Origin of the sequence: Hydrogenoanaerobacterium saccharovorans (assembly GCF_016901815.1) — a bacterium.
Lineage (GTDB): Bacteria > Bacillota > Clostridia > Oscillospirales > Ruminococcaceae > Avimicrobium > Avimicrobium caecorum.
This window is the reverse complement of sequence record NZ_JACSNR010000002.1, coordinates 244,568-260,437: the sequence shown is the minus strand read 5'-3', so window position 1 is coordinate 260,437 and position 15,870 is coordinate 244,568. Positions and strand designations below refer to the sequence as shown.

General features: G+C 56.5%; 18 protein-coding genes and 1 other annotated feature. Of the genes, 13 read left to right on the top strand and 5 right to left on the bottom strand.

Going from position 1 to position 15,870, the window contains the following annotated elements; all coding sequences use genetic code 11:
- Nucleotides 1-94 precede the first annotated feature (94 nt).
- From H9X81_RS03575 to H9X81_RS03555, 5 genes are read right to left on the bottom strand one after another with little or no spacing between them, the layout of a single operon-like run.
- Nucleotides 95-1,147, bottom strand: coding sequence for a homocysteine S-methyltransferase family protein (locus tag H9X81_RS03575; protein WP_204719871.1), 1,053 nt, complete (start codon nt 1,145-1,147; stop codon nt 95-97).
- 36 nt (nt 1,148-1,183) lie between these two features.
- The gene (gene argS / locus H9X81_RS03570; protein ID WP_191392168.1) at nt 1,184-2,866 is read right to left on the bottom strand and encodes an arginine--tRNA ligase; all 1,683 of its coding nucleotides are present in this window, start codon (nt 2,864-2,866) and stop codon (nt 1,184-1,186) included.
- On the bottom strand, nt 2,867-3,295 hold the full coding sequence (locus H9X81_RS03565) for a DUF1934 domain-containing protein (RefSeq protein ID WP_204719869.1): 429 nt from the start codon (nt 3,293-3,295) through the stop codon (nt 2,867-2,869).
- Nucleotides 3,292-4,122 carry a glutamate racemase gene (murI, locus tag H9X81_RS03560; protein WP_204719867.1) on the bottom strand — a complete coding sequence of 277 codons (831 nt, stop codon included), beginning with the start codon at nt 4,120-4,122 and terminating at the stop codon, nt 3,292-3,294. Before murI ends, H9X81_RS03565 begins: the two co-directional genes overlap by 4 nt.
- A 22-nt stretch (nt 4,123-4,144) precedes the next feature.
- Nucleotides 4,145-5,212, bottom strand: a complete 1,068-nt coding sequence (locus tag H9X81_RS03555; RefSeq protein ID WP_191392171.1) for a D-alanine--D-alanine ligase family protein — start codon at nt 5,210-5,212, stop codon at nt 4,145-4,147.
- Between the two features lie 342 nt (nt 5,213-5,554).
- On the opposite strand from H9X81_RS03555, the gene H9X81_RS03550 reads away from it, so the two are divergent.
- The 13 genes from H9X81_RS03550 (at nt 5,555) to dnaK (ending at nt 15,735) form a co-directional block, all read left to right on the top strand.
- A complete protein-coding gene (locus H9X81_RS03550) occupies nt 5,555-6,865 on the top strand; it encodes a hypothetical protein (RefSeq protein WP_204719865.1) in 1,311 nt (436 codons plus the stop codon).
- A 266-nt stretch (nt 6,866-7,131) separates the two neighbouring features.
- Nucleotides 7,132-7,281, top strand: coding sequence for a 50S ribosomal protein L33 (gene rpmG / locus H9X81_RS03545; RefSeq protein WP_177504274.1), 150 nt, complete (start codon nt 7,132-7,134; stop codon nt 7,279-7,281).
- 18 nt (nt 7,282-7,299) lie between these two features.
- Entirely contained in the window at nt 7,300-7,530 is a 231-nt protein-coding gene (secE, locus tag H9X81_RS03540) for a preprotein translocase subunit SecE (RefSeq protein ID WP_177504271.1), read from the top strand.
- A 79-nt stretch (nt 7,531-7,609) separates the two neighbouring features.
- Nucleotides 7,610-8,131: a transcription termination/antitermination protein NusG gene (gene nusG / locus H9X81_RS03535; protein WP_177504269.1), complete on the top strand. Its 522-nt coding sequence runs from the start codon at nt 7,610-7,612 to the stop codon at nt 8,129-8,131.
- A 147-nt stretch (nt 8,132-8,278) separates the two neighbouring features.
- Nucleotides 8,279-8,704: a 50S ribosomal protein L11 gene (gene rplK, locus H9X81_RS03530; protein WP_177504267.1), complete on the top strand. Its 426-nt coding sequence runs from the start codon at nt 8,279-8,281 to the stop codon at nt 8,702-8,704.
- Nucleotides 8,705-8,769: 65 nt separating this feature from the next.
- Nucleotides 8,770-9,486, top strand: coding sequence for a 50S ribosomal protein L1 (gene rplA / locus H9X81_RS03525; RefSeq protein WP_177504265.1), 717 nt, complete (start codon nt 8,770-8,772; stop codon nt 9,484-9,486).
- 169 nt (nt 9,487-9,655) lie between these two features.
- Nucleotides 9,656-10,102 (top strand): GNAT family N-acetyltransferase, encoded by a 447-nt coding sequence (locus tag H9X81_RS03520; RefSeq protein WP_204719863.1) that lies wholly within the window; start codon nt 9,656-9,658, stop codon nt 10,100-10,102.
- Between the two features lie 90 nt (nt 10,103-10,192).
- Complete coding sequence (locus tag H9X81_RS03515) at nt 10,193-10,807, top strand: nitroreductase family protein (RefSeq protein ID WP_177504259.1); 615 nt, start codon at nt 10,193-10,195, stop codon at nt 10,805-10,807.
- 56 nt (nt 10,808-10,863) lie between these two features.
- Nucleotides 10,864-11,013, top strand: a sequence feature (ribosomal protein L10 leader region).
- Between the two features lie 10 nt (nt 11,014-11,023).
- Nucleotides 11,024-11,542, top strand: coding sequence for a 50S ribosomal protein L10 (rplJ, locus tag H9X81_RS03510; protein ID WP_345941520.1), 519 nt, complete (start codon nt 11,024-11,026; stop codon nt 11,540-11,542).
- Between the two features lie 50 nt (nt 11,543-11,592).
- Nucleotides 11,593-11,964, top strand: a complete 372-nt coding sequence (gene rplL / locus H9X81_RS03505; RefSeq protein ID WP_177504255.1) for a 50S ribosomal protein L7/L12 — start codon at nt 11,593-11,595, stop codon at nt 11,962-11,964.
- A gap of 246 nt (nt 11,965-12,210) precedes the next feature.
- Nucleotides 12,211-13,239 (top strand): heat-inducible transcriptional repressor HrcA, encoded by a 1,029-nt coding sequence (hrcA, locus tag H9X81_RS03500; protein ID WP_204719861.1) that lies wholly within the window; start codon nt 12,211-12,213, stop codon nt 13,237-13,239.
- 29 nt (nt 13,240-13,268) lie between these two features.
- The gene (gene grpE / locus H9X81_RS03495; RefSeq protein WP_243423972.1) at nt 13,269-13,829 is read left to right on the top strand and encodes a nucleotide exchange factor GrpE; all 561 of its coding nucleotides are present in this window, start codon (nt 13,269-13,271) and stop codon (nt 13,827-13,829) included.
- A gap of 58 nt (nt 13,830-13,887) precedes the next feature.
- Nucleotides 13,888-15,735, top strand: a complete 1,848-nt coding sequence (dnaK, locus tag H9X81_RS03490; RefSeq protein WP_177504249.1) for a molecular chaperone DnaK — start codon at nt 13,888-13,890, stop codon at nt 15,733-15,735.
- The last annotated feature ends 135 nt before the right edge of the window (nt 15,736-15,870 follow it).

The following is a 15,870-nucleotide window of genomic DNA, read 5'->3' as shown; positions in this document are numbered from 1 at the left end:
ATATATTTTACAGGAAAGGAAAATAAAGGCGGAAAAGAGAAAATCCGGGCATGAAAAAACGACACTGCCTCAAAGACAGTGTCGTCTGGAAGAATCAGACTACGACGGCTCCGTAGCCCTTTGCCAGGGTATAGAGTTCCGAGTCGGTCAGTTCCGACTGGAGATCCACAAAGGCCCGTCCGTTGTATTCCATCAGGGCCATCTCCAACGCCACTTCGTGATGGGAGGAGATGCACACCGGCAGACGGATCATGTGGGAATTTTCCGCAAAGTTCTCAGCGTCCTCCGGGGAGTCCACATAGACCTTCAGCACATCACAGCCCTGGGCCTCCGCCTCCAGAATATCCGCGCCCATGTCGTACTGACAGGGGATCGGCTCACAGAAGGAGAGCCCGTCCGGCTGGAGATAGAAGGCCTCCGCCTCACAGGCCATGAACAGTGTTTCCCGGTCCTGTTCGATGACCCGGTCGGTGGGACGGAAGTCCGCCAGGGCTTCTTCGGCGGCGGCAAGTTGGGCATCGTCAATGCTGTTGCCCAGCAGGAACAGATCTCCGCCGGCCCGCAGAGCCTGCATGGCATGCACCTGGATCTCCTCCGGGCTGCGGCCCCGGGAACGGAGCACCGGCATCAGCGGCACTGCCGCAAAGGCGGCATGCTGTCCGAGAATGCTCAGGGTATCGATGCGGTCACCGCTGCACCGGAAGCCCACAGCAGCTACGCCCAGATGCTGAACCGACGCCAGGATCGAAGCAAAGGGAACGCCCTCGGGGGTTTCGCCCTCGTCGTCCAGCTCCACACAGATCATCACCGGCAGGCCGGTCTGCCGTCCGCCCAGAACGGCGGCGCGGGCTTCGGCAACCGAGGTGACACCGTCTGCCAGCAGCAGGCGGGCACCCAGACGGCGGAGCTCAAAGCCCTGCTCCGCATAGCCGGCAGAGAGATCCCGGATGCGCCGGGGTTCGTTGTCCTCATTGCGGAGGGGCAGGCGGCGGAGCCGTCCGGCGATCCAGCGGTCGGGTGAGCCGTTCAGCTCTTCCAGTTCCGGGGCATCCAGTACCGGGCAGACCGAATCGGGACAGGCGGTGAGGGCAGAAGAAGCACTCAGGACCCGTGGGAGTCCGTCCGGCAAAGGGGGATAATCCTTCATAATCACAGTCCTTTCCGTAAGACAGAAACAGTGGGTTTACATGGATTCCGGGGCAGTGATCTTCAGCAGTCCCAGAACATTTTCGATGACAATGCGGGTAGCCATGCACAGGGCCAGACGGGCCTGCATCAGCGGCTCTTCCTCGCCCTTGACACGGCAGGCGTTGTAGAACTTGTGGAAGAGGGTAGCGGTGTCGATGACATAGTGGGTCAGACGGGCGGGGTCATAGTTCTTGGCAGCGCCGATGATCTCCTCAGGCAGGGTAGCCAGCTTGCGGATCAGTTCCTTTTCCTCGCTGGTGGTGAGCAGATCCAGTTCAGCGGCAGTGACCGGACGGGGCGAAATTCCCTCGGCAGCCAGGTTCTTGAGAATGCTGCAGATCCGGGCGTGGGCATACTGAACATAGTAAACCGGGTTCTGGCTGGTCTCTTCCACAGCCAGGTCGAGGTCGAAGTCCAGGGTGGAGTTGGGTTCCCGCATATTGAAGAAGAAGCGGGCGGCATCGATGGGAATCTCCTCCAGCAGGTCGGTGAGGGTGATGGCCTTGCCGGTCCGCTTGCTCATCTTGAAGGGCTGACCGTCCTTCATCAGGCGTACCAGCTGCATCAGTACCACATCCAGCTTGCTGCCGTCCAGACCGATGGCATCCATCGAACCCTTCATACGGGCCACATGACCATGGTGGTCAGCGCCCCAGACATCGATGACACGGTCAAAGCCACGGACAGCGAACTTGTTGTAATGGTAGGCAATATCGGCGGTGAAGTAGGTGGGAATGCCGTTGGCACGCACCAGGACCTCGTCCTTTTCTGCGCCGAACTCGGTGGCCTTGTACCAGACAGCGCCGTCCTTCTCATAGGTCATGCCACGGTCGGAGAGCAGCTTTACCACATCCATGACAGCGCCGCTCTCATGCAGGCTCTTCTCCGAGAACCATACATCATACTGGATGCGGTACTTCTCCAGGTCCCGGCGCAGGCCTTCCACATTGGCGGGCAGGGCATAGTCGATGAGAGCCTGGGTGCGCTCCTCAGACGGGGCGTTCACATACTTGTCGCCATGCAGGTCGGCAAATTCCTTGGCACGGACCTTGATGTCCTCGCCCTGATAGCCGTCCTCGGGGAACTCCACAGCGTCCTCGCCCAGGTAGAGCTGCAGGTAGCGGGCTTCCAGCGACTTGCCGAACTTGACGATCTGATTGCCGGCGTCGTTGATGTAGAACTCCCGGCAGACCTCATAGCCTGCAAAGTCCAGAGCCGAAGCCAGGCAGTCACCGATGGCGCCGCCGCGGGCATTGCCCATGTGCATCGGGCCGGTGGGGTTGGCGGAAACGAACTCCACCATCACCTTTTCGCCGTGGCCGTAATCCGAACGGCCGTAGTCAGCGCCGCAGTCCAGGACACTCTGTACAGAGTCCGAGAACCAGTTCTGACCCAGGCGGAAGTTCATAAAGCCGGGGCCGGCAGTTTCAGCGGCAACAAAGTAGCTGCCGGTGAAGTCCATGGCCTCCAGCAGGGCGGCGGCAATGTCCCGGGGAGCCTTGCCGGCATTTTTGGCGTTGACCATGGCGGCATTGGAGGCAAAATCTCCGTGGGAGGTATCCTTGGGGATCTCAATGATGAAGTCCCGCATCTCCTTGCCCGGGAACGCCTTGGCATAGGCGGCGCGGATCAGGGTATCGAGCTGCTTCTGAGCGTCTGCGATCCGATTTGCTGTCATTTAATTTGCACTCTCCTTATATATGATGGTGATGTGATTTTCACTGATAATATCGCCGTCCGGTGTGCCGATGCGGTAACGCAGTACCAGCTGTCCGGCGGTGTTTTCTTCCCGGAGCAGCAGTTCCAGCCCTTCACAGGCCAGTTCCAGGTCGCCGTAGGGAGTGTGATAGAGAAACTCTGCCCATTCCCCGGGACAGACCGGGATGCGTCCGGAAAATTCTCCGGTGCGGTGGATCAGGGCTTGTCCGTTTTCCGAGAGCCGGATCTGGGTCCGGCTGTCTCCGTCCGGTTCCCGGTAGGCCAGGGTGACACTGTCCCGCAGACGGGTCAGTTCTCCCCGGGCAAAGGTCCGGGTCTCGGTACAGTCGCCGTCCTGGTCGATCCGGCTGATGAGCTCCAGTTCCACCACAGCCCGGCGGGGGGTCATGCCTGTTCCTCCGCTTCCAGCGGCAGTTCCGCCACCGCGTATTCGGCGGTGATGCCATGCCCCAGGAAGAGTTCGGCGGTACGGGCAAAGGTCTCGGTGTGCTCCGAGATGTAGTACCGCTGCACGCCGCCTTCGGTACGGGGATTCTCCAGGCCGGTCTGCCGGAGCAGTTCCCGGATATAGCCGGCGGTGGCGGCGCCTGAGTCGATGAGGGTGACCCCTTCTCCCAGCATGTCACCGATGATGGGCGCCAGCAGCGGGAAATGGGTGCAGCCCAGGATCAGGGTGTCCGCCCCCGATTCCCGGATGGGTCGGAGATAATCCTCCAGCACCAGGCGGGTGACCTTGTTTTCAAAGTCGATGTAGCCGTTTTCCACCAGCGGCACCAGCAGGGCACAGCCCTGACCCACCGTTTCGATGGCGGGGTCGATGGCATGGAGTGCCCGTACAAAGGAGCCGCTGCGGATGGTGGCGTCGGTGCCGATGATGCCCACCTTTTTATTGCGGGTGGCAGCGGCTGCCGCCCGGGCGGTGGGTTCGATGACGCCGGTATAGGGCATGGGCAGCCGGTCGGTGAGGGCGGAATCGATCACCGAGCTGGCAGTGCCGCAGGCGGCGATGATGAGCTTCACATTCCGGTCCCGGAGGAAGCGCAGGTCCTCGGACGCATAGCGGTAGATGACCTCCCGGCTGCGGGTGCCGTAGGGAACCCGGCCCACATCGCCGAAGTAGACGATGTCCTCGCCGGGGAGCAGACGGCACAGCTCCCGCACCACCGAGAGCCCGCCCACGCCGGAATCAAAGACGCCGATGGGTCGCTGATCCATGGAAAAGCCCCCTTTCCGCCCATTACTGGGCTTCAATCGCCAGAGTGATGAGCCGGTCGATGATCTCGGGATAGCTCAGACCCGAGTCGATGAACAGCTTGGGATACATGCTGATCTTGGTAAAGCCGGGCAGGGTGTTGGGCTCATTGAGCACACAGCTGCCATCGGGCAGCAGGAAGAAGTCCACCCGGGCCAGACCCCGGCAGCCCAGGGCCTTGAATGCCTTTACCGCGGTCTGACGGATCAGCTGGGTCTCCTCATCGGAGATGCGGGCCGGCAGATAGAGGTCAGCGGTATCGTCATAGTACTTGGAGTTGTAGTCGTAGAATTCCAGCTTGGGAACGATCTCGCCCACATGCACCGAAGCCTCGGGGGAGTCGTTGCCCATCACAGCCACTTCCACTTCCTTGCCCACCATGGCACGCTCAATGAGGATCTTCTGGTCATGCTGGAAGGCGAGCATCATGGCCTCTTCCAGGTCGTCCGAGGTCTTGACCTTGGAGACGCCCACCGAAGAACCGGCGTTGCAGGGCTTGACAAAGACCGGGAAACCGCCCAGCTTGACAGCGATCTTCACCTCCAGGTCGAGCAGCGAGGGAACTTCGCCCTTGCGCACACAGAACCAATCGGAGGTCTTGATGCCGGCGGCATCCAGGACGATGTGGGTGTATTCCTTATCCATGCAGATGGCGCTGGAGCAGACACCGGGGCCCACACAGGGGATACCTGCCAGGTCGCAGAGGCCCTGCATGGAACCGTCCTCCGCAAAGCGTCCGTGCATCACCGGGAATACGGCGTCCAGACGGGTGATCTCCATCTGACCGTCCCGGACAGTCACCAGGCCGTGCACCGAACGGTCGGGGGAGAGGAAGGCGGGCAGGTTGCCGCTGTCCTCTTCCCAGGAGTGGTCGATGAGCTTCTTTACATCGCCGGTATAGCGCATCCAGCGTCCGTCCCGGGTGATGCCCACCATGATGACATCGTATTTTTCGCGGTCGATATTTTCCAGCACTGAGGTGGCGGACATCAGTGAAACATCATGTTCACTGCTGGCACCGCCGAACAGAATGCCGATTGTGCGTTTTTCCATAATCAAAATGCCTCCGATTCAGAACGAGCTAACGATCCGGGATATACCATTTATAATAATGGCGGTACTATCCTATTATAGTCCAATCAGATATATGATAGCATAACTGAACGGCGCAATCAAACCCCGGGGCGAAAAAATTCCGGGAATATGGGACAGACAGCGCCGGAAAAGAGAAGAAAGGCTGCAGGGAGAGAAAGGAAAAACTTCAGAAAACACCCCGGACGGGTATTGACGCCTGCATCCGGGGGGGGGTATAATTGCAATAAGTACAGGAAATGAAAGGATTCCGGGAAGGCATTTCATTTCCGTGAAATTATAAAAATAAAAGGAGAGAGAAACATGAAGAAACTTCTTGCTATGCTTCTGGCAGCAGCCATGACCATTGGCACAGCTTCGGTTGCCTTGGCGGATGATACCGGTTTGTTTGAACTGAATGGAACCCGATATGATACTTTACAGGAAGCCGTGAACAAGGCAGGTGAAGGTGATACAATTAAACTTCTTGAGACTACTGATGGTTCGGGAGTAAAGGTTGAATCCGGAAAGAACTTTACAATTGATTTTGGCGGCAATACCTATACAATTACCGGAGGCACTGTTGGCTCTTCAGGAACCGAAACCAATGGCTTCCAGCTGCTGAGAGGTTCCAATGTCACCATGCGCAATGGTACTGTTATGGCAGGCAATTATGAGAAGCTGAAGATCCTGATCCAGAATTACAGCGATCTGACTCTGGAGAATGTCACCCTGGATGCCCGCAATGATCCTCAGTGCCAGTATGTAGTCAGCAACAACTTTGGCAGCCTCAATGTCATTGGCAATACCAGTATCTATGCCCGGGCAGGAGAAAAGGCATTTGATGTGTACTACTGGCCCAGCAATGGATATGGTGATGGCGTCACTGTAACGATCGATACCACCGGTGAAATTGTCGGTGATGTAGAGTATGGCAGTGATGGATCCGGTACAGCAAACGTTGCAGAAAAGGCAAAGCTGAAGGTAGAGAACGGTAAGATCGACGGTGCAATCAGCACCTATGGCCTTGGTACTGATAACAAGACCGGTATCAATGTAACCGGCGGCCTGTTCACTGATGCGAGCTGGAACAACGATGAGTACACCGAGAATGCTGAAGTTATCGCTGAACTGAAGAACGACGGCGAAACAGAGGCTTTCCACATTGGTGGAACCGGTGATGTAATCGATGCCACCAACTATGACGCAGTGGAAGTAACCAAAGCAAAGGACGGCACCGTTAAGGTTGTAGGCGAAGATGTTGCCGTTGAAAATGGTACCGATAAGGCTCTCACTGTCAATGGTGCAAATGTTCCTGTTGATGGAGAGGTAGTTGTAAACCGTGCTCCCCGTGAGGACAACGGCGGCGACTACTTCGGCAACGAGAAGTGGGCCAAGGTAAAGCGTGAGATCGCCGCAGCCGAGGAAGGCGACACCATCGAGATGAGCGCTACCGGCCTGCCGTGGTTCCCGTCCAGCGCAGCCCGTGCCCTCAAGGGTAAGGACGTCACTCTGGAAGTGCGCAAGAACGGCGTGACCTACTCCATCAACGGCCTGAAGATCGGCTCCATCGACAAGATCTGGTACGAGTTTGATCAGATCGAGACCGAGCTGCTCACTGTGGAAGCAGAGTAAAAAATCATCTGTCCCCGCCTGTGGGACAGACGGAGGGAGCCCTGTACAGGGCTCCCTCTTTTTATGGGGCCGGTGAGGCGCTTTTCCATGGAAAAAAGCCGATATTTACCGGTTTTTTGGGCAAAAAAACAGTTGACGGAATACCGGGGGATATGGTACTATTGTAATACCTCTTAAAAGGGTTATTTTTTTATGTCCAAAAATAAGCAGAGACCGTTTCCTTTACGAGGGAGGCAAACAAATTCCGTTAATCAGGAGGTGCCGAAATGAGGGTTAAAATTACCTTGGCCTGCACAGAGTGCAAGCAGCGCAACTACAACACAACCAAGAACAAGAAGAACGATCCTGACAGACTTGAGATGAAGAAGTACTGCAAGTTCTGCCGGAAGCACACTCTCCACAGAGAGTCCAAGTAGTCGAAAGGCGGGAAGTAGATGTCAGCTAAAGCTGCGAATGCCGAAAACAAGACCGGTTTCCTCGCCAAGATCAAGCGCTACTTCAAGGATATGCGCGGCGAGCTGAAGAAGGTTGTATGGCCGGAGAAAAAGCAGGTGCTCAACAACACCGGCATTGTGATCATTGCTCTGATCATCTCCGCCTGCATCATCTGCGGCTTCGACTTCGTCATTACCAAACTGGTATCGCTGTTCTTCATGGGAGCGTAAGCTTGTTTCTTCCGTTCCGACAAAGTTCTAAAACCAAGACTTGTCCGCACTGTGAACTGATGGCAAGGAGGGTGCTGTAATGTCCGATACTGCAAAATGGTATGTTGTCCACACCTACTCAGGCTATGAGAACAAGGTTGCGACAAGCATTGAAAACGCGGTGGAAAACCGCAAGCTCCACGATCTGATCCAGGAAGTCCGGGTCCCCACTGAAACTGTGGTGGAGATCAAGGACGATAAGAAGCGTGAGGTGGAACGCAAGCTCTTCCCCAGCTATGTCCTGGTCAAGATGATCATGACCGATGACTCCTGGTATGTTGTCCGCAACATCCGGGGTGTGACCGGTTTCGTGGGACCGGGTTCCAAGCCCGTACCGCTCACCGATGAGGAAGTAGCCCGTCTTGGCGTTGATACCGGCAAGGTGGAAGTCAACTTCGCTGTGGGTGATTCGGTCAGCGTGGTATCCGGTTACCTGGATGGTTTCATCGGAACCGTGGAAGCTCTGGACCCCGAGAAGAACTATGTCCGGGTTGTTGTGTCCATGATGGGCAAGGACGTCCCGGTCGAGCTGGAGCTCGGTCAGGTCCGCGCACTGGACTAATTTCCTTTGAGGTAGCCGATCCACGGCCTCGTTGTACGGGTCGGCTGATACGCAAAGGCAGCAGGGTGCTGCCTGTGGGAGGGGAGCCGCTTTTCACCCTTTGGTTCTCCCCGAAATTTACCACTTATCTTATGGAGGTGCAATACAATGGCACAGAAAGTAGTAGGCTTCATCAAGCTTCAGATCCCGGCAGGAAAGGCAACTCCTGCACCGCCGGTCGGCCCCGCTCTGGGTCAGCACGGCGTCAACATCATGGCGTTCACCAAGGAGTTCAACGAGCGTACCAAGAATGAGGCCGGTATGATCATTCCGGTTGTCATCACCGTTTACGCTGACCGCTCCTTCACCTTTATCACCAAGACCCCTCCGGCTGCTGTTCTGATCAAGAAGGCTGCCGGTCTGGACAAGGCTTCCGGCGTTCCGAACAAGACCAAGGTTGGTAAGATCACCATGGCTCAGGCCAGACAGATCGCTGAGCAGAAGATGCCCGACCTGAACGCTGCAACCATCGAGACTGCAACCAGCATGATCTGCGGTTCTGCCCGCAGCATGGGTATTGAAGTAGTAGACTAAGAGGCCATTTGTCCGAGTGGGAGGAACATTTCCGCTATATACCACTCTTAAGGAGGATACATTCAATGAAACACGGTAAGAAGTACCAGGACAGCTCCAAGCTGTTTGACAGCGCAAAGCTGTACGATACCGCAGAGGCTATTGATCTCTGCACAAAGACTGCTAAGGCTAAGTTTGATGAAACCGTTGAGGCTCATATCCGTCTGGGCGTTGACTCCCGTCACGCTGACCAGCAGGTTCGTGGCGCAGTTGTACTGCCCAACGGTACCGGTAAGACTGTCCGCACTCTCGTATTCTGCAAGGGCGAGAATGTAGACAAGGCTCTGGCTGCCGGCGCTGACTATGTAGGCGCTGAGGATATGATGCAGAAGATCCAGAACGAGAACTGGATGGACTTCGACGTTGTTATTGCTACCCCTGACATGATGGGTATTGTCGGCCGTCTTGGTAAGGTGCTCGGTCCTCGCGGCCTGATGCCCAACCCCAAGGCTGGTACCGTTACTCCTGATGTTGCCCGTGCCGTAACCGAGGCTAAGGCTGGTAAGATCGAGTACCGTCTGGACAAGACCAACATCATTCACTGCCCCATCGGCAAGGCTTCCTTCGGTGCCGAGAAGCTCCAGGAGAACTTCGAGACCCTGATGACTGCCATCGTGCGTGCTAAGCCCGCCGCTGCCAAGGGTCAGTATATCCGTTCCTGCGTAATTGCCACCACCATGGGCCCTGGCATCAAGATCAACCCCGGCCGTTATGCCGCTGTTGCTCCCGCTGAGAACAACTAAGATCCCTGCTTAACGGAACACAAAAAGGACTGCTTCGGCAGTCCTTTTTTGCGTCTGTGGGGGCCTGGCTTCCGGGCACAGCCGGACGGGTTTGACATTGCCCCGCCTGCCTGTTATGATGAGCTCAAAGGGGAGGAAAATCCCCTCTGACCGATGGGAGGAATGAGCGATGATCGAACTGCGCCGGGCAGTGCCGGAGGATCTGGACTGCCTGTTTGAAGCGGCAAATTCTGCCTTTGCCGGGAGCACTGTGTCGGGGAAAGGCCCCCGGTGGAAGCGCAGCCGGGAGTTCCTCGGGGACTGCCTGGCAGAGCAGGAGTGCTGGTGCATTCTGCTGGACGGCAGGACAGTGGGCGGACTGCTCCTGTTCCCGCAGCCTGACTGCCTCTGGCTGGAGGGCGCCTTTGTGGAGGCAGGCCATCAGGGGGAGGGCATCGGACAGCAGGCCCTGGGGGAGCTGCTCAGGCGGTACCCGGAGGCCACATGGCGGCTCAAGACCCCGGCGGCAGACAAACGGGACTGCCATTTCTACGAAAAGCTGGGCTTTGCGCGCACCGGTACCGAAACCGGTCACGGCGGACAGGAGTTCGCTTTGTACGAAAAGAAAATATTTTAGCGATTTTAATGGATAAAGTGTTGACAAGCTGTCTCCGGTCTGGTAACATGGGGTTTATCAATTTAACGCGTGTGATTGGAGGAGAATGTCATGCCCCTATCCCCTGAAACGCTGCTGGCTGAGAGCCAGCTCCGAAGAAGCTACCGCAAATTCCTGCCGGAACCGGTGGACCGTGCTGTTCTGGAGACCTGTCTGCTCACCGCCAGCACCGCTCCCAGCGGCGCCAACAAACAGCCCTGGCACTTCTGCGTGGTCACCGACCCGGAGATGAAACAGCGCATCCGGGAGGGCAGCGAGGCGGTAGAGCGGGAGTTCTATGCTGAGCACATCACCGACGAATGGCGGGCGGATCTGGCAAAGCTCACTCTGGCGGTGGAGAAGCCCTTCCTCACCGAAGCCCCCTGCCTGATCGTCATCTTCAAGGAGTGGTGGAGCCAGAAGGAGGACGGCACCCGGGACAAGAACTACTATGTCACCGAGTCGGCCTGTCTGGCGACGGGGCTGCTCATCAACGCGCTGCGCAATGCCGGCTATGCTTCCCTGACCTATACGCCGGCGCCGCCCACCTTCCTGCGGGAACTGCTGGGCCGTCCCGAAGGGGAGACCCCCATCATGGTGCTGTGTGTGGGCAAGCCGGACCCCTCCTATGAGCTGCCAAAGCTCACCCGGAAGGAACTTGGGGAATTTACCAGCTTTTTTGAATAAAAAGTCTGATTTCTGCCGAGAAAACCCTTGACAGAGCGGGATTTCTCTTATATAATAATAAAGCTGTCATGTTTCTTAAGACAGCAGGTGTTTTATAACATAAAGGGCTTTGGCCCACCTGCCGAGGAAGACTGATGCGAAATGGATCTTTTCTGATGTATTTTGCTCCTTCCAGCGGCGCTGGGAGGAGCTTTTTGTATCCACTTTTATTGGGAGGTGAACGAATTGCCGAACGAGAGAACAATTCAGGCCAAGAAGGAAATCGTAGATCAGCTCAAGGCTAAGCTGGACAGCGCCGTTACCTGCGTCGTTGTTGACTATAAGGGTATTTCCGTAGAGGACGATACCAAGCTGCGTAAGCAGCTGCGTGAAGCTGGCGTTGATTACTTCGTAGCCAAGAACACTATGCTGCGTCTGGCTGCCAAGGAGGCTGGTTACGAGGGACTCAACGAGTACTTCGAGGGTACCACCGCCGTGGCTATCAGCGATACCGATCCCGTATCTGCCGCCAAGATCCTCAACGACTATGCTGAGGATGCCAAGGCTAACTTCAGCCTCAAGGCTGGTATGGTAGAGGGCAAGATCTTTGACAAGGCTGGCATCGAGGCGATTGCCAAGCTGCCGAGCAAGGATCAGCTGCTGGCTCAGCTGTGCAGCGTCCTGAACGGAAACATCCGTGGCCTGGCTGTTGCACTGAATGCTATCGCCGAGAAGGGCGAGCAGGAAATCGCATAACCATCATTTTCATACCGAATCAATCTATTTATTTTAGGAGGTAAACTACAATGGCTTCTGAGAAGATCACAAAGTTTGTAGAAGAAATCAAGACTCTGACCGTCCTCGAGCTCAACGAGCTGGTTAAGGCTATCGAGGAAGAGTTCGGCGTATCCGCTGCTGCTCCTGTTATGGTTGCTGCTGGCCCCGCTGCCGCTGCCGCTGAGGAGAAGACCGAGTTCGACGTTGTTCTGGCTGACGCTGGCGCTTCCAAGATGGGCGTTATCAAGCTGGTGAAGGAGATCACCGGCCTGGGCCTGAAGGAGGCTAAGGCTCTGGTTGACGAGGCTCCCAAGACCATCAAGGAAGGCGCTTCCAAGGCTGACGCTGAGGAGATCAAGAAGCAGCTCGAAGAGGCTGGCGCTAAGGTTGAGCTCAAGTAAGCTCTCGCTTACCCGAATTTGTTCGCTTCAAAAAGAGGTTCCGGATCTGTTCCGGAGCCTCTTTTTCTTTTGCTCTGAAGAAGGTTCCGGCTGCATAAAGTCCTGGATTGGCACTTATACTATCAGAGCGCCAGAATTTTTGTAAACAAATTGTGAAACCCCTTGACATTCTCCGGGGTGAGTGATACATTATAGATGTTGGCACTCGAGGTAAATGAGTGCTAAAACCAAAAGGAGGCGGTAACAATGGAACTGGACGAACGAAAACGCCGGGTGCTTTCGATCATTGCGGATCTTTACACCAAGACCGGTGAGCCGGTCGGTTCCAAGGTGGTTGCACTGTATCTGGACAGTGCCTACTCCCCCGCTACGATCCGAAACGACATGGCGGCCCTGTTTGACCTGGGACTGCTGGAACAGCCCCATACCTCAGCCGGACGGGTACCGTCCCATCTGGGCTATCGGGTATTTGTGGATGAGCTGATGCAGGTCAAGCCGGTGAGCGGAAAGCTCCGGGACAGCATCGAAGCCATGTTCAATATCCGGGACCCCGATCCCGACAAGCTGCTCCAGGACGCCGCCAAGGCGCTCTCGGAGATCACAGGCTGTGCGGCCTTCACCTCCACCCATACCCCCGATACCGTAACGGTACGGCAGGTGGAGATCATTCCCTCGGGCGAACATGCCGTGGTCATCATGGTGATGACCTCCAACGGTGTGATCCGCAGCCGGGTATGCCGGACCAACTTCCGGGTCACCGGGGAGGTAGTGGAGTTCCTCAAGGCCTACTGTGCCGGCAAACTGGCCGGCCGGACGCTGCGGGAGATCTCGCTGCAGTATATGGGCAGCGTGACCATGGAACTGGGAGAATATTCCCGGATCTTCACCCCGCTGTTCGCGGCGATCTTCAATCTCTGTGCGGAGATCTACGGCGGACAGTATTATATGGAAGGCGGCATCAAGCTGCTCAGCTATCCGGAACTTGCCCGGGACGCCGACCGGCTGCTCCCCTATATCTGGGAGAGCCGGAATGTGCAGAAGCTGATCCAGCGGGCCAGCCCCGAACAGACGACGATCTTTATCGGCAAGGAAAATCAGTGCGAAGAGCTGCGGAACAGCTCGGCAGTGATTACCCCCTTTGCCATTGGAAACCGGAGCACCGGTTCCATCGGCATCATCGGCCCGATCCGGATGGATTACGCCGCCATGGTAGCCGAAACGGAATACTTTGCCCGGCTGGTGGGAGAACTTCTCACCGAGATATTTGAGGAATAGCGGCAGAGCCGTGAAGGAGGCAGATGGATTTGAGCAAAGATGCGAGCAAGAACACCGAGCCCATGGACGAGGAGCTGAAGGACAAAGTGCCGGAAACTCCCGAAACCGAAGCTGTACCGGAAACAGAAGCAGCAGCCCCGGCACCGGAGCCCACTGCGGAGGAAAAACTCCAGGCACAGCTTTCGGAACTCAATGACCGGTACCTGCGCACCCTGGCGGAGTATGACAACTACCGCAAGCGCACAGCCAAGGAAAAAGAGGCAATTTACCCCGAAGCCAAGGCCAGTACGCTGGCAAGCATGCTGCCGGTGCTGGATAACTTTGAGCGGGCAATGGCAGCTCCCTGTTCCGATGCCGACTTCAAGAAGGGCATGGAGCTGATCCGCAAGGCCTTTGATGAACTGCTGGAAAAGCAGGGCGTGGAAGCCTTCGGAGAGGTGGGCGATCCCTTTGATCCCCAGCTCCACGCGGCAGTAGCCCATACCGATGATGAATCGGCTGGAGAGAACTGCATCGCCGAAGTGTTCCAGAAGGGTTACCGCATGGGAGACCGGGTTCTCCGGTATGCCATGGTCAAGGTGGCCAACTAAAAGAGTCAATTCCCTTATTCATATAGACTTATACGAAAAAGATTTGGAGGAATGAATTATGTCTAAGATCATTGGTATCGACCTGGGTACTACCAACTCCTGTGTATCCGTTATGGAAGGCGGCGAGCCTGTGGTAATCGCCAACGCTGAAGGTGCCCGTACCACACCGTCGGTTGTCGCTTTTTCCAAGACCGGTGAGCGTATGGTAGGTCAGGTCGCAAAGCGTCAGGCTGTTACAAACCCCGACCGTACTGTTATTTCCATCAAGCGTCACATGGGTTCCGACTACAAGGTTTCCATCGATGGCAAGAGCTACACCCCTCAGGAGATCTCTGCCATGATTCTGCAGAAGCTCAAGGGCGATGCTGAAAACTACCTGGGCGAGAGCGTTTCCGAGGCCGTTATCACTGTACCGGCTTACTTCACCGATGCCCAGCGTCAGGCCACCAAGGATGCCGGTAAGATCGCCGGCCTGAATGTACGCCGTATCATCAACGAGCCCACCGCTGCTGCCCTGGCTTATGGCGTTGATAAGGAAAACGACCAGAAGATCATGGTTTACGACCTGGGCGGCGGTACCTTCGATGTATCCATCATTGAGATGGGCGATGGCATCCAGCAGGTACTGGCTACTGCCGGTAACAACCACCTGGGCGGCGATGACTTCGATGAGCGCATCATCAACTACCTGGCTGACACCTTCAAGAATGAGAACGGCATCGACCTGCGCGGCGACCGTATGGCTATGCAGCGTCTGAAGGAAGCTGCTGAGAAGGCCAAGATTGAGCTGTCCGGCATGACCACTGCCAACATCAACCTGCCCTTCATCACTGCCGATGCCACCGGCCCCAAGCACATGGATGTCACCATCACCCGTGCCAAGTTCAATGAGCTGACCGCTGACCTGGTAGAAGCTACCATGGGCCCGGTTCGTCAGGCTCTGTCCGATGCCGGCCTGCAGCCCTCCCAGATCGACAAGGTGCTGCTGGTAGGCGGTTCCACCCGTATCCCTGCCGTTGTTGACGCTGTCAAGAACTACATGGGCAAGGACCCCTTCAAGGGCATCAACCCCGATGAGTGTGTTGCCATGGGCGCTGCCATTCAGGGCGGTGTACTGGCTGGCGAGGTCAAGGACCTGCTGCTGCTGGATGTAACTCCTCTGTCCCTGGGTCTGGAAACCCTGGGCGGCGTATGCACCCGGATCATCGAGCGCAACACCACTATCCCGGTCAAGAAGTCCCAGGTATTCTCCACTGCTGCCGATAACCAGACCACTGTGGATATTCATGTTCTGCAGGGCGAGCGTGAGATGGCTGCCGACAACAAGACTCTGGGCCGCTTCCAGCTGGATGGCATTCCTGCTGCCCGCAGAGGTGTGCCGCAGATCGAAGTTACCTTCGATATTGATGCCAACGGTATCGTAAATGTATCCGCCAAGGATCTGGGTACCGGCAAGGAGCAGCACATCACCATCACCTCCTCGTCGAACATGTCCAAGGAGGATATCGATAAGGCTGTCAAGGACGCTGCCGCTTATGCCGAGCAGGATAAGAAGCGTCGTGAAGATGTGGATACCCGCAACAATGCTGACCAGATGATCTATCAGGCTGAGAAGACCATTGCCGATGCAGGCGACAAGCTGGATGCTTCGGACAAGGCTGCTGCTGAGGCCAAGATCGCTGAGCTGAAGACTGCAATGCAGGGCACTGATACCGAGGCCATCAAGACAAAGCTCGATGAGCTGCAGAAGGCCTTCTATGAGATCAGCGAGAAGCTCTACAAGGCTGCTGCTGAGGCTCAGGCTGCCCAGCAGGGTCCGGCTGCCGGTGACAACGCTGGCGCTGGTCAGAATGCTGACTATGTGGACACCGATTACAAGGATGTCGACGAGAACGGCAACAAGTAAGTAAATCAGTTCCAGGTCCAAAAGGGCGGCGCGAGTGAATCGCCTGCCCTTTTGGCGGGTTGTGGCAGTAAAACCGGGCTGGCAAACCATCGGGAACTGTGCTATAATAATAACCTGCTTATCCGGCGGCAAAGC